This window comes from Burkholderia sp. 567 (genome assembly GCF_040545115.1).
Classification (GTDB): domain Bacteria; phylum Pseudomonadota; class Gammaproteobacteria; order Burkholderiales; family Burkholderiaceae; genus Burkholderia; species Burkholderia ambifaria.
Window position 1 is genome coordinate 438,668 of sequence record NZ_JBEPLG010000005.1, and the last position, 20,031, is coordinate 458,698.

Sequence of the window (20,031 nt, forward strand, 5' to 3'; positions counted from 1 at the left end):
CAGACATTAACGTGGGACCCGCCGGCTGCGGCAGGCGTCACGCAAACTCAAACTCAAACTCAAGCAGCCGTCGCGCCGATCAGATTGGCGAGCAGCGCGTCGTATTCGCCGACGAGCGCGGGGTTAGCCGACGTATAGCGGCCGAGGATCTCGCGCTGGCGCCGCGTGTACCTTTGCCAGTCGTCGTCGTGCGTGTGCAGCGCGTGCAGCAGCGCCTGCGCGCCCTGTTGCACGTCGTTGTCCGGATAGTAGTAGCCGAGATCAGGCGCGAGGCTCGCGTTGTGCACGAGCGGATAGCCCTGCCAGCACACGTCGAAATAGAAGTAATTGAGCGGATTCGACCATTGATGCGACACAACGATGTCGGTCAGGTCGGCCAGGAACAGCGGCGTGTCGAAGCGTCCGACGAAGCTCGCCTTGCCCGCGCGCACGATGTCCAGATAGTTCATCAGCATCACGAACTCGGGGCTGTCGTGCGCGAGACGATCGGCGTTCGTCACGTGCGTGAAGCAGATCGCATCGGGGTCACTGCGATACGCTTCGTCGATGATCAGCATCGGGTACACGCAGAACTTCACGACGTTGTGGTTCGGCTCCATCACCGTGAGCCGCTTGCCCGGCTCGCCGCGCGGCCGGTATTCGCCGTGCTCGGGCAGCGATGCCGCACGCGCGCTGAGGAACATCGGATCCCATACGAACGGCACGACGCGCCCCGGGCAGCGACGCAGCGACTGCAGGAACGGCAGCGACGACGGCGCGATCTGCGGAATCGCCCACACCTCGTCGTAGCCGCGGTTGATGAACAGTGAATCCCACAATCGCCGACCGAACAGCATCGACTCCATCGCGTTGATGTACTCGACGCCGCAGCAATAGCTGACGATCTTCGCGCCGCGCGCCTTCAGGTAGTCCGTCTGCGCGGCGTCGATCTGGCCGCCGAGCTCGATCACGACGTCGAGCGCATCCTTCATGTCGGCGAATGCGCGCGTGTCGAACACGGTGCGATCCCACGGCAGCGCGTCGGTGAGCGGCACGTCGGTCGTGTTGACCAGCGTCACGCGATAGCCATGCGACGACGCCATCAACAGCTTCGCGAGAAACAGCGCGTTCTGCTTGATGCCATTGATCCACAGGCTTTCGTCGGGGGCGCGCAGACCGATCGTGATACCGATGCGCAGGCCGTTCAGGACAGGAGACGTCATCGTCGGCGGGACGGGAAATTGAATGGACGCAGTGTAGCGCGCGGCACGCGGCCACGCGAGAATCCGTCAGTCTAGCGAAGCGCGGGCCGCAGGACTGTCATGCATGGTCATACGCAGTGCGGACGGTGCCGGCTGCGCGGCACAGGATTCGCCACGCGCGCCGCCGCCGGCCGGATGCGACATGGCCGGCGTCGCGTCGCGAGACGCTCCGCCGGCCATGTGCGGCACACACTCCGGTCAGTCTTCCGCCATCACCAGCAACTGCGCGCCATCCGCGACCTGATCGCCGACGCCGTACAGCACTTCCGCGACAACGCCCGCGCCCGGCGCGCCGATCGTGTGCTCCATCTTCATCGCTTCCATCACGATCAGCGGCGTGCCGGCCTCGACCTTCTGGCCCGGCTCGACCAGCACCGCGATCACCTTGCCGGGCATCGGCGCGGTCAGGCGGCCGCCGCCATGTTCGGCATCGCCCGCGTGCGCGAGCACGTTGCGCCATTCGAACGTCTCGGCGACACCCTGCGTGAATACGTGGAAACTGTCGCCGTCCGCATACACGCGGCCGCTGCTGCGCACGCCGTCGAGCGTCACGTCGAAGTCGAGCGGCGTCGCGCCGCGCGTCCATGCAAACGGCTGCGCGGCCGCGTCGCCGGTGGCGAGGCTCGCGTGGCCGCCATTGTCGTCGTAGGTGACCGTCACGTCCGCTTCACGATCGGGTGCGTGCCATTCGACCGTGCGGCGATAGCCGCCGTTCAGCCGCCAGTCCGGCAGCGCATGCCACGGCGAGACGCCTTGCTGCGCGGCCGCCCCGCGCTCGCGCGCGAGCAGCGCCGCGCAGGCCAGCGCCAGCGTCGCACGCGGCGACGGTTGCGGCGCGAACAGCGCATCATGGTTGCGCTCGATCAGGCCGGTGTCGAGATTGGCGGTCGCGAACGGCTCGCTCGCGACGATCCGCTGCAGAAACGCGGCGTTCGTGTGCAGGCCGACCACTTCGCAAGCCCGCAGCGCGCGCAGCATCGTGCCGAGCGCTTCCGCGCGGTCCGCGCCATGCACGATCAGCTTCGCGATCATCGGATCGTAGAACGGCGTGATCGCATCGCCTTCGCGCACGCCGCTGTCGATGCGAACCGGTGCGCCGATCGCGAACTCGACGCCTTCCGGCAGCCGCAGATGCTTCAGTGTGCCGGTGGACGGCAGGAAGCCGCGCGCCGGGTTCTCCGCGTAGAGTCGTGCCTCGATCGCATGGCCCTGCACGCGCAGTTGGTCCTGCGTCAGCGGCAGCGGCTCGCCCGCTGCGACGCGCAGTTGCCACTCGACGAGATCGAGCCCGGTAACCATCTCGGTGACCGGATGCTCGACCTGCAGGCGCGTGTTCATTTCCATGAAGTAGAACGCGTCGGCCGTCATGATGAATTCGACGGTGCCCGCCCCGACGTAATGCACCGCGCGCGCGGCCGCGACGGCCGCCTCGCCCATCGCGCGACGCAGGTCGTCAGGCAGGCCCGGCGCCGGCGCTTCCTCGAGCACCTTCTGGTGACGGCGCTGCACCGAGCAGTCGCGATCGAACAGGTAGACGGTGTTGCCGTGCGTGTCGCCGAACACCTGCACTTCGACGTGACGCGGGCGCGTCAGGTATTTCTCGATCAGCACGCGGGCGTTGCCGAAGCTGCTCGCGGCCTCGCGCTGGCACGACGCGAGCGCTGCCCGGAAGTCCTCCGAGCGCTCGACCACGCGCATCCCCTTGCCGCCGCCGCCCGCGCTCGCCTTCAGCAGCACCGGGTAGCCGATCTCGTCGGCTTCGCGATGCAGGTTGTCCGTGTCCTGGTCGTCGCCGTGATAGCCGGGCACGAGCGGCACCGCGGCCGCGTGCATCAGCGCCTTCGCGGCCGCCTTCGATCCCATCGCCGCGATCGCGTCGACCGGCGGCCCGATGAACACGATGCCGGCCGCTTCGCACGCGTGCGCGAAATCCTCGTTCTCCGACAGGAAGCCGTAGCCGGGATGGATGGCCTGCGCGCCGGTCGCGCGCGCGGCCTCGATGATGCGCAAGCCGCGCAGGTAGCTGTCCGCGGCCGCCGCGCCGCCGATATGCACGGCTTCGTCGCATGCGGCGACGTGCTTCGCGTTCGCGTCCGCGTCGGAATAGACGGCGACGCTCGCGATCCCGAGACGTTTGCACGTCGCGGCGACGCGGCAGGCGATTTCGCCGCGGTTGGCGATCAGAATCTTGTCGAACATGGCTTCGGTGTCGTCCGGAAAGTTATTGGCACGCCGTCATTCACGCCACGAAGGCGTGCGCTTCTCGAGGAACGATGCGATCCCTTCGCGTGCTTCCGCGCCGGCGCGGGTGCGCGCGATCCAGTCGGCGGTCTGCTCGATCAGCGTCGCGTCGAGCGGCCGGCCGGCCACGTCGGCGACGAGCCGCTTGCACGCCCGCACCGCGTCGGGGCCGTTCGCGACGAGCGCCGCGGCCAGCTTCGCGACCGTTTCGTCGAGCGCGTCGGCCGGCACCGCGTCGTGAATGAAGCCGAGCGACGCGGCGCGCGCGCTGTCGAACACTTCGGCCGTCGTGAAGTAGCGGCGCGCCGCCCGCTCGCCCATCGCGCGCACGACGTACGGCGCGATCGTCGCGGGAATCAGCCCGAGCCGCGCCTCGGACAGGCAGAACTTCGCGCCGTCGACGGCGATCGCGATGTCGGCCGCCGCGACGAGGCCCACGCCGCCCGCATACGCGTCGCCGTGCACGCGCGCGATCACCGGCTTGCCGCAGCGATGGATCGCCTCGAGCATCCGCGCGAGCTTGCGCGCATCGGCACGGTTCTCGTCGTCCGAGTAACCGGCCATCTTCTTCATCCAGTTCAGGTCCGCGCCCGCGCAGAACGCGGCGCCTTCCGCCGCGAGCACGATCGCGCGCACGCCCTCGTGCGCGTCGAGCCACTCGAACGCGGTGGTCAGCTCGGCGATCGTCGTCTCGTCGAACGCGTTGCGCACGGCGGGGCGCGCGAGCGTGACGGTCGCCACGCGGTCGGCCTCGTGTACCTTGATCGTTTCGTATCGCATCGGTCAGCCCTCCCGGCCGTTACATGCGGAACACGCCGAAGCGCGTGTCCTCGATCGGCGCGTTCATCGACGCGGCGAGGCCGAGCCCGAGCACGTCACGCGTCTGCGCGGGGTCGATCACACCGTCGTCCCACAACCGCGCGCTCGCGTAGTACGGATGCCCCTGGCGCTCGTACTGGTCGCGGATCGGCTGCTTGAACGCGTCCTCCTCCTCGGCCGACCACGCGCCGCCCTTCGCCTCGATGCCGTCGCGGCGCACGGTCGCGAGCACCGACGCGGCCTGCTCGCCGCCCATCACCGAAATGCGCGCGTTCGGCCACATCCACAGGAAGCGCGGGCCGAACGCGCGGCCGCACATCCCGTAGTTGCCCGCACCGAACGAGCCGCCGATGATCACCGTGAACTTCGGCACCTTCGCGTTCGACACGGCCGTCACCATCTTCGCGCCGTGGCGCGCGATGCCTTCGTTCTCGTACTTGCGGCCGACCATGAAGCCCGTGATGTTCTGCAGGAACACGAGCGGAATCTTGCGCTGGCAGCACAGCTCGATGAAATGCGCGCCCTTCACGGCCGATTCGGAGAACAGGATGCCGTTGTTCGCGATGATCCCGACCGGATGGCCCCAGATGTGCGCGAAGCCCGTGACGAGCGTCGTGCCGAAGCGCGCCTTGAATTCATCGAACTCCGAATCATCGACGATGCGCGCGATCACCTCGCGCACGTCGAACGGCTTGCGCGTGTCGACCGGAATCACGCCGTACAGGCTCTTCGCGTCGTAGCGCGGCGGCTTCGGTTCGCGCAGCGCGAGCGGCGACGCGATCTTCGGCGCGAGATGACCGACGATGTTGCGCGCGATCGACAGCGCATGCGCGTCGTTCTGCGCGAGATGATCGACCACGCCCGACAGGCGCGTATGCACGTCGCCGCCGCCGAGATCCTCGGCGCTTACTTCCTCGCCGGTCGCGGCCTTCACGAGCGGCGGGCCGCCGAGGAAAATCGTGCCCTGGTTCTTCACGATGATCGACTCGTCGCTCATCGCCGGCACGTACGCGCCGCCCGCCGTGCACGAGCCCATCACGACCGCGATCTGCGCGATCCCCGCGGCGGACATCGTCGCCTGGTTGAAGAAGATGCGGCCGAAGTGGTCGCGATCGGGAAACACGTCGTCCTGGTTCGGCAGGTTCGCGCCGCCCGAGTCGACGAGGTACACGCACGGCAGCCGGTTTTCCGCGGCGATTTCCTGTGCGCGCACGTGCTTCTTCACGGTGATCGGGTAGTAGGTGCCGCCCTTGACGGTCGCGTCGTTGCACACGATCACGCACTCGCGGCCCGCGATCCGGCCGATGCCGGTGATCACGCCCGCGCCGGGCGCGTCGTCGTTGTACATGCCGTTCGCCGCGAGCTGCGAGAACTCGAGGAACGGTGCGCCGGGATCGAGCAGTTGCGCGATCCGGTCGCGCGGCAACAGCTTGCCGCGTGACAGGTGCTTGTCGCGCGCGGCCTGGCCGCCGCCTTGCGCGAGCTGTTCGATCTTCGCGCGCAGGTCGGCGACGACCGCCTCCAGCGCCGCGGCGTTCGTGCGGAATTCTTCCGAACGCGGGTTCAGTTTCGATTCGATGATCGGCATCGACGGGGCTCCGTTCGCGTGACGTGGGGCGTTACATCGTTTCCGCGAACAGCTCGCGGCCGATCAGCATCCGGCGGATCTCGCTCGTGCCGGCGCCGATCTCGTACAGCTTCGCATCGCGCCACAGACGGCCCACCGGGTATTCGTTGATGTAGCCGTTGCCGCCGAGGATCTGGATCGCCTCGCCGGCCATCCACGTGGCCTTCTCGGCGGTATAGAGGATCACGCCCGCGCAGTCCTTGCGCACCTGGCGAATATGGTCGCTGCCCGCCGAGTCGAGATGGCGGCCGACCGCGTACAGGTAGGCGCGGCATGCCTGGAACGTCGTGTACATGTCGGCGACCTTGCCCTGGATCAGCTGGAACTCGCCGATCGACTGGCCGAACTGCTTGCGGTCGTGGATATACGGGACCACCGCGTCGAGACACGCGGCCATGATGCCCGTCGGGCCGCCCGAGAGCACCGCGCGCTCGTAGTCGAGGCCGCTCATCAGCACCTTCACGCCGCCGTTGAGCTGGCCGAGGATGTTCTCCTCCGGCACCTCGACGTCCTGGAACACGAGCTCGCCCGTGTGCGACCCGCGCATGCCGAGCTTGTCGAGTTTCTGCGCGACCGAGAAGCCCTTCATCCCCTTCTCGACGATGAACGCGGTGATGCCGCGCGAGCCGGCGTCGATGTCCGTCTTCGCGTAGACGACGAGCGTGTCGCAATCGGGGCCGTTGGTGATCCACATCTTCGTGCCGTTGAGCACGTAGCGGTCGCCGCGCTTGTCAGCACGCAGCTTCATGCTGACGACGTCGGAGCCCGCGTTCGGCTCGCTCATCGCGAGCGCGCCGATGTGTTCGCCCGACACGAGCTTCGGCAGGTACTTCTGCTTTTGCGCGTCGGTGCCGTTGCGGTGGATCTGGTTCACGCACAGGTTGGAGTGCGCGCCGTACGACAGGCCGATCGACGCCGATGCGCGCGAGATCTCCTCCATCGCGACCATGTGCGCGGTGTAGCCCATGTTCGCGCCGCCGTATTCCTCGGCCACCGTCATGCCGAGCACGCCGAGATCGCCGAACTTCTTCCACAGATCCATCGGAAACTGGTCGGTGCGGTCGACCTCCGCCGCGCGCGGCGTGATTTCCTTCGCCGCAAACGTCGCGACGGCGTCGCGCAGCATCTCGATGTCTTCACCGAGCATGAATTGCACGCCGGGCAGGTTGATCATGTCTCCTCCGTCTCCAGAAAGTGGGTCGCACGCGCCGATTTCTGAGTTTAGCTCAAATCGGATCAATGCGTCGATTCATTAAGCCAATACACCGGAAATTTTGCACAGTTTCGCGCCTCGTCCGGCTTGGCGTCAATCGTTTTTTGAGTGATACTCAGATATCATCGCAGCATGACAGCCGCTCCCGCCGACACCATGACCGCAACTGCCAGACCCGACCGCGCCGACCCGTCGCGCGCACCCGCCGGGCGCAAATCCCAGCAGCGCGTGCAGGACATCCTGCGCGCCGGTCGTGAAGTGTTCGCCGAAAAGGGTTACGAGCATGCGACGGCCGCCGAGATCGCGCAGCGCGTCGGCGTGTCGGAGGCGACTGTGTTCAGCTATTTCCGCGGCAAGCGCGAGCTGTGCGCACGCGTGATCGCCGATTGGTACGACGAAATCATTGCCGCGTTCGAGCATGGGATGCCGGTGGAGGCATCGGTGCAGCAGCAGTTCGCGTTCATCGTGCGCACCCACCTGCGGCTGATGCTGGTGAACGGCACGGGGCTGTGCGCGCTGGTGCTGTCGGAAGGTCGTGCGAAGCAGCATGCACTGAGTGACGAGCTGACCGCGCTGCAGCGCCGCTACACGGCGCCGCTGATGGACGTGCTCGCGCGCGGCCAGGCGGCCGGGCAGGTGCGCCGCGACATGCCGCTGAGCCTGCTGCGCTCGATGGTGTTCGGGCCAATCGAGCACGTGCTGTGGGATGCGATCCTCGGCCACCGCAAGCTCGATACGGAAACGACGGCCACGCAGCTGGTCGACATGCTGTGGGCGGCCGTGCAGCCGCCCGCGCCGGAGCAGGCGGCGTTGGTGCGCTTCAGGAACGAGGTCGCTGAAGCCGTGCGGCGGCTGGAAGGGCAAGCGTCACGCGCGTGACGCAAGCGGGTTTCGCCAGCCTTCACCTGCCCCCGCCGCTTCTACTTCATCTCGCGGACCCGGCCGCTACGAATCCTCGCTCACCCGCAGCGGCGCGCGGCTCTGCTCGTTGTTCAGATGGACGAACTTGCGCAGCAGCCGCATCAGTTCCTCAGAATCGTCCTCTCCCATCCCGTCGAACAGGCCGGCACGCAGTTCCTTCACCGACGGAATCAGGTGCGTGAGCAGTTCGACGCCCGCCGGCGTCAGCAGCAGGCGCCGCTGACGCCGCGGCAGCACTTCGCGGACGATCAATCCTTTCGCTTCGAGCCGGACCGCGAGATCCGCGGTGGTCGACGTGTCGAGCGCCACCCGCTGCGCGAGCGTCACCTGGTCGAGCCCCGGGCATTCGTAGAGCATCCGCAGGACCGCGTACTGCACCGGCGTCACGTCCCGGCCCAGCTTTTCATAGAACATCGCAACCGCGATCTGATGGGCGCGCCGGATCAGGTGCCCGGGTTCGTCGTACAGATCGAGCGGGAATGCCGGCGCGTCGGCGGGATTCGTTTTTTCCATGGATGAGTCGATGACATAGGCGGCGCACGCCGTTGCGTGCACCGACGGCATGGCGCTGCCTCGCGCCATTCCCGGGAAAACCAGTATACCGCCCGCCTTGCTCCCGCCAATCTCGATGAGTACACTGAATCACATTCAGTACACGGAATGACGACGTGCCGCGTATCGGCGGCACCGCCCTGAAGGAGACGATGAACGTGTTTCTCAAGAACGCTTGGTATGTGGCCTGCACGCCCGATGACATCGACGGCAAGCCGCTGGGCCGCAAGATCTGCAACGAGCCGATGGTGTTTTACCGCGCGGCGGACGGCCAGGTCGCCGCGCTCGAGGACTTCTGCCCGCACCGCGGCGCGCCGCTGTCGCTAGGGTTCGTGCGCGACGGCGTGCTCGTGTGCGGCTATCACGGGCTGGAAATGGGCTGCAACGGCAAGGCGGCCGGCATGCCGGGCCAGCGGGTCGGCGGCTTCCCGCCGATTCGCAGCTTCCCCGTCGTCGAACGGTACGGCTTCATCTGGGTGTGGCCGGGCGAGGCGTCCGAAGCCGATCCCGCCAGGCTGCCCGCGCTGTCGTGGGCCGAGGATCCGGCCTGGGCGCACGGCGGCGGCCTGTATCACATCCGCTGCGACTACCGGCTGATGATCGACAACCTGATGGACCTCACGCACGAAACGTACGTGCATGCGACGAGCATCGGCCAGAAGGAAATCGACGAAGCTGCGCCGAAGACGACCGCCAACGGCGACGAAGTCGTCACGAGCCGCTTCATGCAGAACGTGATGCCGCCGCCGTTCTGGCGGATGGCGCTGCGCGGCAACGGGCTGGCCGACGACGTGCCGGTCGACCGCTGGCAGATCTGCCGCTTCACGCCGCCGAGCCACGTAATGATCGAAGTGGGCGTCGCGCATGCGGGCCACGGCGGCTACGACGCGCCGGCCGAGCTGAAGGCATCGTCGATCGTGGTCGACTTCATCACGCCGGAGACGGACACCTCGATCTGGTACTTCTGGGGGATGGCGCGCAACTTCCGGCCCGACGATCACGCGCTGACCGCCGAAATCCGCGAAGGCCAGGGCAAGATCTTCGCCGAGGATCTCGAGATGCTCGAGCGCCAGCAGCTCAACCTCGAGCAGTGGCCGGACCGCAAGCTGCTCAAGCTGAACATCGACGCCGGCGGCGTGCTGTCGCGCAAGGTGATCGAGCGGCTGCTCGCCGACGACCAGGCGTCGAGCCCGCAGCGCCCCGTGATTCCGGTCGCGCAGATCAAGGAGGCGTCATGAGCGATGCGACGCTGATGGTGCGGGTCGCCCGCAAGTGGCAGGAAGCGCGCGACATCTGCGGCTTCGAATTCGTCAGCGACGACGGTTCGCCGTTGCCGCGCTTCGACGCCGGCGCCCATATCGACGTGCATTTGCCGGGCGGCCTCGTGCGCCAGTACTCGCTGTGCAATCACCCGGAGCACGGCGATCGCTATCAGATCGCGGTGCTGCGCGATGCCGACGGCCGCGGCGGGTCGCGCGCCATTCACGACGAAGTGCGGCAAGGCGATACCGTGCGGATCGGCCTTCCGCGCAATCAATTCCCGCTCGCGCCCGACGCGCCGCACCACCTGTTGCTCGCGGGCGGCATCGGCGTCACGCCGATTCTCTGCATGGCGGAACGGCTGTTCTCGTCCGGCATCTCGTTCGACATGCACTACTGCGCGCGCTCGACCGACCGCATGGCCTTCGTCGACCGGATCAACGCGGCCGGGTTCCATGACCGCGCGCGCTTCCACGTCGACGACGGCGACCCCGCGCAACGCTTCGACCTGGCCTCGGTGCTCGCCGCGGCACCTGACGGCACGCACCTGTACGTCTGCGGCCCGCGCGGCTTCATGGATGCGGTGCTGAGCGCCGCGCGCGAGCGCGACTGGGCGGACGAGCGGCTGCATTACGAGTTCTTCGGCGGCGCGGTTGCGTCGTCCGGCGCGGATCGCGCGTTCCAGGTCAGGATCGCGAGCAGCGGCAAGGTGATCGACGTGCCGGCCGAATGCACGGTGGTCGCGGCGCTGGCGGCCAACGGCGTCGACGTTCTTACGTCGTGCGAGCAAGGCGTATGCGGCACCTGCGTGACGCGCGTGCTGGAAGGCGAGCCCGATCATCGCGACTCGTATCTGACGGAAGCGGAACAAGCGGCCGGCGATCAGTTCATGCCGTGCTGTTCGCGATCGCGAAGCGACCTGCTGGTACTCGATCTGTAGACGGACCGCGCGGCGCGCGGCGGAAAACCACAATACTGGAGACGATCAATGGCGCATCATGCCGCACCACCAATCAATACTACTAAGTTTCCGGTCGACCGTTGGTGGGTCGCCGCGCTGTCATCCGAACTGACGGACAAACCCGTGGCGCGCACGCTGCTCGACCGCCCGGTCGTACTGTTCCGCTTGCCGTCCGGTGAAGTCGGTGCGCTGGAGGATCGCTGCTGCCACAAGTCGCTGCCGCTGTCGTGCGGCTCGCTCGAAGCGCGCGGCCTGCGCTGCGGTTATCACGGCCTGCTGTTCGACCGCGGCGGCGCCTGCGTGGAGATTCCCGGCCAGGACCGGATTCCGGCGAAGGCATGCGTGGCATCGTATCCGGTGCGGGAACAGGACGCCATCGTGTGGATCTGGATCGGCGCCGACGCGCACGCTCAACCGACCTGCGCGCCGCCGCGCTATCCGTTCCACGCGGATCCGCACTACCGGTTCGGCGGCGGCCACTACCATTACAACGCGCCGTATCAGCTGATTCACGACAACCTGATGGACCTGAGCCACCTCGGCTATGTCCACCTGAAAACGATCGGCGGCAACGCGTCGCTGCACATGGGCGCGGAAACCCGCGTCAGCACCGACGGCGACACGGTGACGCTGGTCCGCCGCATGCCCGATTCGGAGCCGCCGCCGACCTACACGGCGGCATGGCCGTTCGCGGGGCGCGTCGATCGCTGGCAGGAAATCGAATTCCACGTGTCGCACATCCGGATCTGGACCGGCGCGATGGATGCCGGCACCGGCGACCTGCACGATCCGGCGCGCGGCGGCTTTCACATGCGCGGCTTCCACGGCATCACACCCGAGACGGACACGACGACGCACTACTTCTGGACCGTCGCGACCAATCCGCAGCACGACATCGAACGCGTCGCGCGCACGGTCATCGAGCAATCCGCGGCGACGTTCGACGAGGACAAGACCGTGATCGAGGCGCAATACCGGAACCAGCTGCGGTTCCCGGACCGCCGCCAGATCGACATTCATGTGGACGCGGGCCCCAATCGCGCGCGGCGCGTGATCGAGCGGCTGCTGCTGCAACCCGAACCCGCGTAGCCAGCGCGCCAGCGCGCGTATCCCGGGCTGCCCGTCAGCCCACGCATTCGCTTTCGTCCCATTCGCTACGGCAGTGCGTCGATTTCATCCCCATCAATTAGTCATACTATTCTTATGAAGGATCTTTGACGTGAGCGCAAATATCCGCAATACGATCGACGAATCCCCGATGAGCGCGTTTCAGACGATGGCGGTCACGGCCTGCGTCGTGCTGAACATGCTCGACGGCTTCGACGTGCTGGCCATCGCGTTTGCCGCGCCGCATCTGGCCGCCGAATGGAAACTGAGCGGCAAGGAAATCGGCCTGCTGCTGAGCGCCGGGCTGGCCGGCATGGGCATCGGCTCGGTGCTGATCGCGCCGTTGGCCGACCGCGTCGGCCGCCGCCGCATCATCCTGCTGTGCCTCGCCGTGATCTCGACCGGGATGCTGGCCTGCGCGGCTACCCACAGCACGCTGCAACTCGCGGCCGCGCGTGCGTACACGGGGCTCGGCATCGGCGGCATGCTGGCGAGCCTGACCGTCATCAGCGGCGAGTACGCGTCGAACAAATGGCGCAGCGCCGCGATCGGCATGCAGTCGACCGGCTACGCGATCGGCGCCACCGCCGGCGGCGTCATCGCCGGTTACCTGCTGTCGACGTGGGGATGGCGCAGCGTGTTCGCGTTCGGCGGCATCCTGACGTTGATGTCGATCCCGATGGTGCTCGCGCTGCTGCCGGAATCGCTCGACTTCCTGCTGGCGCGGCGTCCGGACGACGCGCTGCTGAAGATCAACCGCATCCTCGCGAGAATGAAGCGCGCGCCGATCGACACGCTGCCGGCCGCGGCCGCTTCCGTCGACACGGCGAACCCCGCGTCGAGCTGGACGGCCGTGCTGCGCGCACCGCTCACGCGCCGCACGATCGCGCTGTGGATCGCGTTCTTTCTCGTGATGGGGAGCTTCTACTTCGTCGTGAGCTGGACGCCGAAACTGCTGGTCCAGGCCGGCATGTCGGCATCGCAGGGCGTGACCGGCGGCGTGCTGCTCAATCTCGGCGGCATCGCGGGCGCGTCGCTCTTCAGCCTGCTGTCGACGCGGTTCGGCCTGCGCAACCTGCTGGGCGCGACGCTGCTGCTGGGCGGCGTGCTGATGGTCGTGTTCGGCGCGAACACCGGCTCGCTCGGCATCGGCATGACGGTCGCGGTGTTCCTCGGCGCCGTGATCAATGCGTGCGTGGCCGGCATGTATGCGCTGTCGCCGACGCCGTATCCGACCGAGATCCGCACGACCGGCATCGGTCTCGCCGTCGGCATCGGCCGCCTCGGCGCGATCCTGTCGCCGATGACGGTCGGCGCGCTGCTGGACGACGGCTGGTCCGTGTCCCATCTCTATCTCGCGTTCCTCGTGCCGCTGGCCGGCGCGGCCATCGCCGTCGCCGTGGCGGGCGGGCGCGCCGCGGCACTGCACCGGCAACGCGATCCGGCGCTGTCGTAACGCACGACACCCGCAGGCTCGACCGATACCCGTCGGTACCCCCGGCATGTCCGGGGCAATCAAAAAAACGATAAGTAGATCTACATACTGTTTGGAGACAGCCATGAAAACGAAACTGGGCGTCGCGCTCGCGACGGCGATGGCGCTGGCCGGACCGGCCTCCGCGCAAAGCAGCGTCACGCTGTACGGGATCATCGATACCGGCGTGTCCTACTACAACAACGCCGCGCACGGCGGGTCGTTCACCGGGATGCCGACGCTGACGGGCGAGGTTCCGTCACGCTGGGGCCTGAGAGGCACGGAGGATCTCGGCGGCGGCTACCAGGCCTTCTTCGTGCTCGAAAACGGCTTCCAGCCCGGCACCGGCGCATTGAACTATGGCGGGCGCCTGTTCGGGCGGCAGGCCAACGTGGGCGTAAACAGTCCGTTCGGCGCGCTGACCCTCGGCCGTCAGATGAACATGACGATGATCGTGCTGACCAATGCCGACGTGATCGGCCCGTCGATTCATTCGATGGCGGATTTCGACTCCTACCTGCCGAACTCGCGCAGCGACAATGCGATCGGCTACAAGGGCACGTTCCACGGCGTGACGCTCGGCGCCACCTACAGCTTCGGCCGCGACGCGGCCGGGCCGGCTGGACCGTCGGCGACGGGCTGCGCCGGCCAGGTGCCCGGCGACATCGTCGCGTGCCGGCAGTACACGGCGATGCTCGCCTATGACGCGAGCAATTTCGGGCTGGCCGCGTCGCACGACGTGATGCGCGGCGGCGGCGGCGCGCTCGCACCGCTGAACAATCCGGCGTACACCGACACGCGCGACATCGTCGCCGGCTACGTGAAGATCGGCCCCGCGAAACTCGGCGCCGGCTGGATCCGCCGCAATCTCGCGGCGGCCGCACACCTGCAGGCCGACATCGTGTTCGCGGGCGGCACGTACTACGCAACGCCCTACCTCGCGCTCGACCTGCAGGGCGTGCGCTACCTGCAGCGTCGCGAAAACAGCGAAGGCACGAACGCCACGCTGCTCGTCGGCCGCGCGAACTATTTCCTGTCCAAGCGGACGACCGTCTATACGTCGGTGGGCTACATGTTCAACAGCGCCACCGCCGCCAATGCGGTGGCCGCGGGTGGAACCGTCGCGACAGGCCGCAACCAGTTGGGCGTCATGGCCGGGATTCAGCAGAAATTCTGACGGCCCGGGCAGCGCCGTTGCGGCGGCTCGCCGCCGCTCGCGATCCCCGCGTGCCGGACGTCAGCCCTCCAACCGGCAATGCGCGAGCTTCAGCCCCGGCAACACGGGCGCATCGATATAGCCTTCGTTCACGCAGCTGAAGCGGAAATTCGCGGACGCCGTGAACGGCTTGATCTCGCCGCCGGGGAATTTCGGTTTCAGCGCAGCCTGATCGGCCACGTCGAAGTGCGCATCGAACTGTTCGCCGTCGGTCGTCAGCGCGCCGAAGTACGTGCCGCCCGGGTCGCTGCCCATCCGGATCACGGCGCCGACGAACACGAGGCGCTTGCCGTCGTACTTCGTCTTCGCGGCGGCCATGTCGCGCGTGTAGGCCTCGATCACGGCGCCGTAATGCGCGTCGATCGCGGGCTCGGCGGCCGAAGCCGCGCAAGCGGTCTGCTGAATGCCCGCCAGCAGCGCGCAGGCCGCAAGCGTCACCGCCGCGAACGGCGCGGAAATCTTGTTCATGGGTGGTCTCCCCTCTAGCGTGGTGATTGAAGTGATTGAAGCCCGGCGCTACGCCGGATGAATTCGCTTCCGTTGCTTTATGCGTTCGAATGGCGGAACACGGCTGCGATCACTTCATCACCCGCACGGTTGACCGCGCTGCACGCGCTGTGACAGGAAGATGACATGGTGCGGCCCCCGGCTCTCATTGGATTTCACTGCGTCTGATTTTGGCCGCTACGGTAGCAGACGGCCGACGGCCCGGCAATCGCGGTTCACGGTCCGTATCGGCCTCGTTACAATTGCAAACGATTCTCATTACCTATATCATGCGCATCCTGCCGCAGCGCCGCAGTGAAGCGCTGCGGCCTGTGCCTCCGTCCTTAGCACTCCGTCACTCATCGATTCATGCCATCCCGTCGAACGTCCCGCCGCGCGCGGACCTTGCGCCCGTGGCGCGCGAGCCTGCCTGCCCTGATCACCCTTTGCGTCGCCAGCGGCGCGCATGCCGAGGCGGAGCCCGCCCAGGCGGCATCCGCGCCCGCACCGGCATCCGTATCGCCACCCGAACGCGAACTGCCGACGATCAGCGTCAACGCATCGGCGGTCGCCGATCCGACCGTCGGCTATCAGCCGCGCACCAGCAGCATCGCCGGCGGCGACGCGCGCCCCATCAAGGAGATCCCGCAAGCGGTCGCCGTGGTCAGCAGCAGCGTGATGCAGGACCAGCAGGCGCGCTCGCTCGACGACGTGCTCAGCAACATCAGCGGCATCACGCAGACCAACACGCTCGGCGGCACGCGCGACGCGTTCATCAAGCGCGGTTTCGGTTCGAACAACGACGGCTCGGTGCTCGTCGACGGCGTCCGCACGCCGGTGCTGCACAGCTATCTCGCGACGATCGACCGCGTCGAAGTGCTGAAGGGCCCGGCTTCGCTGCTGTACGGGATGCAGGACCCGGGCGGCGTGATCAACCTCATCACGCGCAAGCCGGAGGACACGTTCGGCGGCTCGATCTCCGCATCGCGCACGAGCCACGGCGGCAGCAGCGCGCAGTTCGACCTGACGGGCCCGCTGGGCAAACCCGGCCAGGTCGCGGGCGGCACGCTCGCGTTCCGGCTCACCGGCGAATACGACACGAGCCGCTACTGGCGCAGCTTCGGCCGCGAACGCAACGCGCTGATCGCGCCCGCGCTGTCGTGGCACGACGCGAACACGTCGATCGACGTCAGCTACCAGTACGTCGACTACACGATGCCGTTCGATCGCGGCACCGTGCTCGTGAACGGCCGCCCCGACGATGGGCTGCGCTATCGCCGCTACGACGAACCGTGGGCGCAAAGCAGCGGGATCCAGGAAACGCTGCGGGCGCGCGTCGAGCACCGCTTCTCCGACGCGTGGCGCGTGCGCGCGACGTACGGCTGGGGCCGCGACCGCTACGATCAGTACATCGCCCGCGGCACCGCCTTCAACAGCGCGACCGGCGCGATGACGCGCACGGCCGACGCGAACCTCGGGCGCAACGACTCCGACCAGATCGCGACGCTCGGCCTGCTCGGCAACCTGACGCTCGCGGGGATGAATCACGCGCTCTACATCGGTGGCGAATACGAACGGCAGCGCAGCTTCCGCGGCGACACGATCCGCGGCAAGGCGATCAAGGGCTTCGATCTCTACGATCCCGTCTACGGCCTGCTCGCGCCGGGCGGCACGCCGAACGTGAAGTCGAGCGATTCGCTGTCAAAGGTCCACACGTATTCGATGATCGTGCAGGACTCGGTGAAGATCACCGACCGGCTCACCGCGGTCGGCGGGCTGCGCTGGGAGGACTGGCAGCAGGAATCGGGGATGGGGCGGCCGTTCGCGTTCGCCGACCGCTCGCACGGCAACGTGTGGCTGCCGCAGTTCGGGCTCGCGTATGCGCTCACGCCGTCGCTGACCGCGTATGCGAACGTGAGCCGCTCGTTCAAGCCGAACGTCGCGTCGAATGTCACGTCACCGCTCGCGCCGGAATTCGGCCGCGTGCTGGAAGCCGGCCTGAAGTTCGACCTGAAGCCCGGCATCACCGGCACGCTCGCGGCCTACCAGATCGACAAGCGCAACGTCGCGGTAACAGTGGACGACATCACGTCGACGATCGGCACCGCGCGCTCGCGCGGGATCGAGCTCGACGTTGCGGGGCAGATCACGCGGCACCTGAGCCTGATCGGCAGCTACGCGTACACGAACGCGAACGATCGCGACAGCAACACGTCGCTCGTCAACGTCGCGCGTCACACCGGCAGCCTGTTCGCCGTGTATGACACGGCGATCGCCAACCTGCCCGGCCGCTGGCGCTTCGGCGGCGGCGCGCGGCTCGTCGGCGCACGGCCCGGGGACACCGCGAACAGCTTCACGCTGCCCGGCTACGTGACCGTCGATGCGTTCGCGGCCTATGAAACGACGATCGGCAAGTTCCCGACGCGCATCCAGCTCAACGTGAAGAACCTGCTCGACAAAACCTACTATCCGTCGAGTAACAGCAACCTGATCGTCGCGGTCGGCGAGCCGCGGCTCGTCACGCTGACGACGACAGTGTCGTTCTGACACACCGTCGCACCGGCCGGCCGGGCCGCGCGACACGCGCGACGCACGCGACGCACGCCGGCCGGCGACACGAACCGGTATGAACTGAACGCGCGATCAACCGCCCCCGAAATCGAGCAGGATCTTGCAGCTTTCCGCGGGATTGTGCTCGGCCATCTCGAACGCCTGCGCGACGTCGCGAAAGCCGACCTTGTGCGTGACGATGTGCTCGGGCTCGATCAGCCCGCGCGCAATCCAGTCGATTACCTGCGGGAACATCGCGCAGTTGAGCCGCGATGCGGCGAGCGTCAGCTCCTTCTTCGTCAGCTCGGCCTGCACGATCGCCGACGGCTCCGACGAAAACCCGAGCACGCCGATCCGGCCGGCCGGCGCAGCGATCGTCACGGCCTCCTCGAGAATCGACGGATGGCAGACCGCATCGAAGATCAGCGTCGGGCCGCCGTCGACGCCGCGCTTGGCCAGCGCGTCGGGCAGCGACTCGACGCTCGTGTTGATGATCTCGTCTTCCGCCGCGCCGCACTTGCGCGCGAGTTGCAGCCGCGCGTCGAGCCGGTCGGTGATGAACGCGCGAATGCCGTACACGCGCTTGAGCACCTGCAGGATCGTCAGCCCGACGGTGCCGGCGCCGTAGATCAGCGCGACATCGCCCGGCAGCACGCCGGTGCGCGACGTCGCGTTCGCGGCCACCGCGAACGGCTCGACGATCGCCGCGCAGGTGTCGGCGATCGCGTCCGGAATCCGGTACGCATTGCCGGCCGGCACGCACGTGTACTGGCTGAAGCCGCCGTCACGATGCACACCGAGCACGCTCAGGTGCCGGCACACGTTGCGCCGGCCGATCGTGCACGCGTGGCAATGCCCGCAGCTGATCACCGGATCGACCGCGACGGTCTCGCCGAGCCGAGCGGCATCGACGCCCGCGCCAACCGACTCGATCGTGCCGACGAATTCATGGCCGATGATGCGCGGGTACGACACGAACGGATTCTTGCCGTGAAAGATGTGCAGGTCCGACCCGCAGATGCCCGCATAGCGCACCTTCACGCGCACCTCGCCGGCGGCGGGCACGGGCAGCGGCACTTCACGCACGCCCATGCTGTTCGGACGATCGACAACGACGCTCAACATTTCGGTTCTCTCCTTCGGTCTTCGCGGCTCACCAGTTCCACATCGAGCCGTCGCGCAGCCGTGCAACCGGCAGGTAAGCGCGCTCGTACGGATATTTCGCGGCCAGCGTCTCGTCGATGTCGACGCCGAGGCCCGGCACGTCGTCCATCACGAGATAGCCGTCCTCGAAGCGGTAGTTGTGCGGAAACACTTCATCGGTCAGCGCGCTGTGCGGCATCAGTTCCTGGATGCCGAAGTTCGGCGCCCACAGCCCGAAGTTCACGGCCGCCGCCATGCAGACGGGCGACAGGTCCGTCGCGCCGTGGAAGCCGGTGCGCACCTGGTACATCGCCGCGTAATCGGCGATGCGCCGCACGTGCGTGATGCCGCCCGCGTGCGCGATCGTCGCGCGGATGTAGTCGATCAGCTGGTCGCGGATCAGGTCCTTGCAATCCCAGATCGAGTTGAACACCTCACCGACCGCGAGCGGCGTCGTCGTGTGCTGGCGGATCAGGCGGAATGCGTCCTGGTTCTCCGCGGGCGTCGCGTCCTCGAGCCAGAACAGCCGGTGCGGCTCGAGGTCGCGGCCGAGCCGCGCGGCCTCGATCGGCGTGAGCCGGTGATGCGCGTCGTGCAGCAGGTGCGGCGCATCGCCGACCGCGTCGCGCACCTTGCGGAACAGTTCCGGCGTGTGACGCAGGTAGAGCGCGGTGTCCCACGGCTCCTCGGGCGGCAGCCCCTTCTCGGCCGGCTCGTACGCGCCGGCCGTCTTGCCGACGCCGTACACCTTGTCGAGCCCCGGCACGCCCGACTGCACGCGGATCGCGCGATAGCCGGCCTCGATGTGCGCACGCACCGCGTCGACCGCTTCCTCGTGATCGCGCCCGTTCGCGTGGCCGTACACCATCAGGCCGTCGCGGCTCTTGCCGCCGAGCAGCCGGTAGACCGGCATGCCCGCGAGCTTGCCCAGGATGTCCCACAGCGCCATGTCGATCGCGGCGATCGCCGTCATCGTCACGGGCCCGCGCCGCCAGTACGCGCCGCGATACAGGTATTGCCAGATGTCCTCGATGTTGCGCGGGTCGCGGCCGACGAGGCACGGGAACACGTGGTCTTCCAGGTACGCGCGCACCGCGAGCTCGCGCCCGTTGAGCGTCGCGTCGCCGAGGCCGTGGACGCCCTCGTCGGTCACGATCTTCACCGTCACGAAGTTCCGGCCCGGACACGTGACGATGGTCTGCAAGCGTTCGATTTTCACT

The 20,031-nt window shown here is 67.6% G+C and carries 16 protein-coding genes; 7 read left to right on the plus strand and 9 right to left on the minus strand.

Annotated elements, in window-relative coordinates:
* Positions 1 to 59: 59 nt before the first annotated feature.
* The 5 genes from ABIC50_RS17745 to ABIC50_RS17765 form a co-directional block, all read right to left on the minus strand.
* A complete protein-coding gene (locus ABIC50_RS17745; RefSeq protein WP_354165812.1) occupies positions 60 to 1,202 on the minus strand; it encodes a DUF2827 domain-containing protein in 1,143 nt (380 codons plus the stop codon).
* Between the two features lie 237 nt (positions 1,203 to 1,439).
* Positions 1,440 to 3,440, minus strand: a complete 2,001-nt coding sequence (locus tag ABIC50_RS17750) for an acetyl/propionyl/methylcrotonyl-CoA carboxylase subunit alpha (protein ID WP_354165814.1) — start codon at positions 3,438 to 3,440, stop codon at positions 1,440 to 1,442.
* A 36-nt stretch (positions 3,441 to 3,476) separates the two neighbouring features.
* Positions 3,477 to 4,262 (minus strand): enoyl-CoA hydratase/isomerase family protein, encoded by a 786-nt coding sequence (locus ABIC50_RS17755; protein ID WP_126226019.1) that lies wholly within the window; start codon positions 4,260 to 4,262, stop codon positions 3,477 to 3,479.
* A gap of 19 nt (positions 4,263 to 4,281) precedes the next feature.
* Positions 4,282 to 5,889: a carboxyl transferase domain-containing protein gene (locus tag ABIC50_RS17760; protein WP_011659550.1), complete on the minus strand. Its 1,608-nt coding sequence runs from the start codon at positions 5,887 to 5,889 to the stop codon at positions 4,282 to 4,284.
* A gap of 31 nt (positions 5,890 to 5,920) precedes the next feature.
* Entirely contained in the window at positions 5,921 to 7,102 is a 1,182-nt protein-coding gene (locus ABIC50_RS17765; RefSeq protein ID WP_175654252.1) for an isovaleryl-CoA dehydrogenase, read from the minus strand.
* Between the two features lie 171 nt (positions 7,103 to 7,273).
* On the opposite strand from ABIC50_RS17765, the gene ABIC50_RS17770 reads away from it, so the two are divergent.
* Positions 7,274 to 8,020, plus strand: a complete 747-nt coding sequence (locus ABIC50_RS17770) for a TetR/AcrR family transcriptional regulator (protein ID WP_175654251.1) — start codon at positions 7,274 to 7,276, stop codon at positions 8,018 to 8,020.
* Positions 8,021 to 8,086: 66 nt separating this feature from the next.
* On the opposite strand, the gene ABIC50_RS17775 is transcribed toward ABIC50_RS17770, so the two are convergent.
* On the minus strand, positions 8,087 to 8,575 hold the full coding sequence (locus ABIC50_RS17775) for a MarR family winged helix-turn-helix transcriptional regulator (protein ID WP_041490208.1): 489 nt from the start codon (positions 8,573 to 8,575) through the stop codon (positions 8,087 to 8,089).
* A 197-nt stretch (positions 8,576 to 8,772) separates the two neighbouring features.
* Here ABIC50_RS17775 and ABIC50_RS17780 point away from each other — a divergent pair, with 197 nt between their 5' ends.
* The 5 genes from ABIC50_RS17780 (at position 8,773) to ABIC50_RS17800 (ending at position 14,593) form a co-directional block, all read left to right on the plus strand.
* Entirely contained in the window at positions 8,773 to 9,852 is a 1,080-nt protein-coding gene (locus tag ABIC50_RS17780) for an aromatic ring-hydroxylating dioxygenase subunit alpha (protein WP_354165918.1), read from the plus strand.
* Complete coding sequence (locus ABIC50_RS17785) at positions 9,849 to 10,814, plus strand: PDR/VanB family oxidoreductase (protein WP_354165816.1); 966 nt, start codon at positions 9,849 to 9,851, stop codon at positions 10,812 to 10,814. Before ABIC50_RS17780 ends, ABIC50_RS17785 begins: the two co-directional genes overlap by 4 nt.
* Positions 10,815 to 10,862: 48 nt before the next feature.
* On the plus strand, positions 10,863 to 11,924 hold the full coding sequence (locus tag ABIC50_RS17790) for a Rieske 2Fe-2S domain-containing protein (protein WP_354165818.1): 1,062 nt from the start codon (positions 10,863 to 10,865) through the stop codon (positions 11,922 to 11,924).
* A gap of 130 nt (positions 11,925 to 12,054) precedes the next feature.
* Positions 12,055 to 13,398 carry an MFS transporter gene (locus ABIC50_RS17795; RefSeq protein ID WP_354165820.1) on the plus strand — a complete coding sequence of 448 codons (1,344 nt, stop codon included), beginning with the start codon at positions 12,055 to 12,057 and terminating at the stop codon, positions 13,396 to 13,398.
* Between the two features lie 103 nt (positions 13,399 to 13,501).
* Complete coding sequence (locus ABIC50_RS17800; protein ID WP_354165821.1) at positions 13,502 to 14,593, plus strand: porin; 1,092 nt, start codon at positions 13,502 to 13,504, stop codon at positions 14,591 to 14,593.
* Between the two features lie 60 nt (positions 14,594 to 14,653).
* Here ABIC50_RS17800 and ABIC50_RS17805 read toward each other — a convergent pair whose 3' ends face one another.
* A complete protein-coding gene (locus ABIC50_RS17805; RefSeq protein ID WP_354165824.1) occupies positions 14,654 to 15,100 on the minus strand; it encodes a hypothetical protein in 447 nt (148 codons plus the stop codon).
* 387 nt (positions 15,101 to 15,487) lie between these two features.
* Here ABIC50_RS17805 and ABIC50_RS17810 point away from each other — a divergent pair, with 387 nt between their 5' ends.
* A complete protein-coding gene (locus ABIC50_RS17810) occupies positions 15,488 to 17,665 on the plus strand; it encodes a TonB-dependent siderophore receptor (RefSeq protein WP_354165826.1) in 2,178 nt (725 codons plus the stop codon).
* A gap of 96 nt (positions 17,666 to 17,761) precedes the next feature.
* On the opposite strand, the gene ABIC50_RS17815 is transcribed toward ABIC50_RS17810, so the two are convergent.
* Entirely contained in the window at positions 17,762 to 18,793 is a 1,032-nt protein-coding gene (locus ABIC50_RS17815) for a Zn-dependent oxidoreductase (RefSeq protein ID WP_354165828.1), read from the minus strand.
* 28 nt (positions 18,794 to 18,821) lie between these two features.
* Complete coding sequence (gene manD, locus ABIC50_RS17820; protein ID WP_354165831.1) at positions 18,822 to 20,030, minus strand: D-mannonate dehydratase ManD; 1,209 nt, start codon at positions 20,028 to 20,030, stop codon at positions 18,822 to 18,824.
* Position 20,031: the final 1 nt, after the last annotated feature.

Coding starts and splice junctions, on each gene's coding strand:
- ABIC50_RS17745 (WP_354165812.1), bottom strand. CDS start 1,202: ATGACGTCTCCTGTCCTGAACGGCCTGCGCATCGGTATCACGATCGGT.
- ABIC50_RS17750 (WP_354165814.1), bottom strand. CDS start 3,440: ATGTTCGACAAGATTCTGATCGCCAACCGCGGCGAAATCGCCTGCCGC.
- ABIC50_RS17755 (WP_126226019.1), bottom strand. CDS start 4,262: ATGCGATACGAAACGATCAAGGTACACGAGGCCGACCGCGTGGCGACC.
- ABIC50_RS17760 (WP_011659550.1), bottom strand. CDS start 5,889: ATGCCGATCATCGAATCGAAACTGAACCCGCGTTCGGAAGAATTCCGC.
- ABIC50_RS17765 (WP_175654252.1), bottom strand. CDS start 7,102: ATGATCAACCTGCCCGGCGTGCAATTCATGCTCGGTGAAGACATCGAG.
- ABIC50_RS17770 (WP_175654251.1), top strand. CDS start 7,274: ATGACAGCCGCTCCCGCCGACACCATGACCGCAACTGCCAGACCCGAC.
- ABIC50_RS17775 (WP_041490208.1), bottom strand. CDS start 8,575: ATGGAAAAAACGAATCCCGCCGACGCGCCGGCATTCCCGCTCGATCTG.
- ABIC50_RS17785 (WP_354165816.1), top strand. CDS start 9,849: ATGAGCGATGCGACGCTGATGGTGCGGGTCGCCCGCAAGTGGCAGGAA.
- ABIC50_RS17790 (WP_354165818.1), top strand. CDS start 10,863: ATGGCGCATCATGCCGCACCACCAATCAATACTACTAAGTTTCCGGTC.
- ABIC50_RS17800 (WP_354165821.1), top strand. CDS start 13,502: ATGAAAACGAAACTGGGCGTCGCGCTCGCGACGGCGATGGCGCTGGCC.
- ABIC50_RS17805 (WP_354165824.1), bottom strand. CDS start 15,100: ATGAACAAGATTTCCGCGCCGTTCGCGGCGGTGACGCTTGCGGCCTGC.
- ABIC50_RS17810 (WP_354165826.1), top strand. CDS start 15,488: ATGCCATCCCGTCGAACGTCCCGCCGCGCGCGGACCTTGCGCCCGTGG.
- ABIC50_RS17815 (WP_354165828.1), bottom strand. CDS start 18,793: ATGTTGAGCGTCGTTGTCGATCGTCCGAACAGCATGGGCGTGCGTGAA.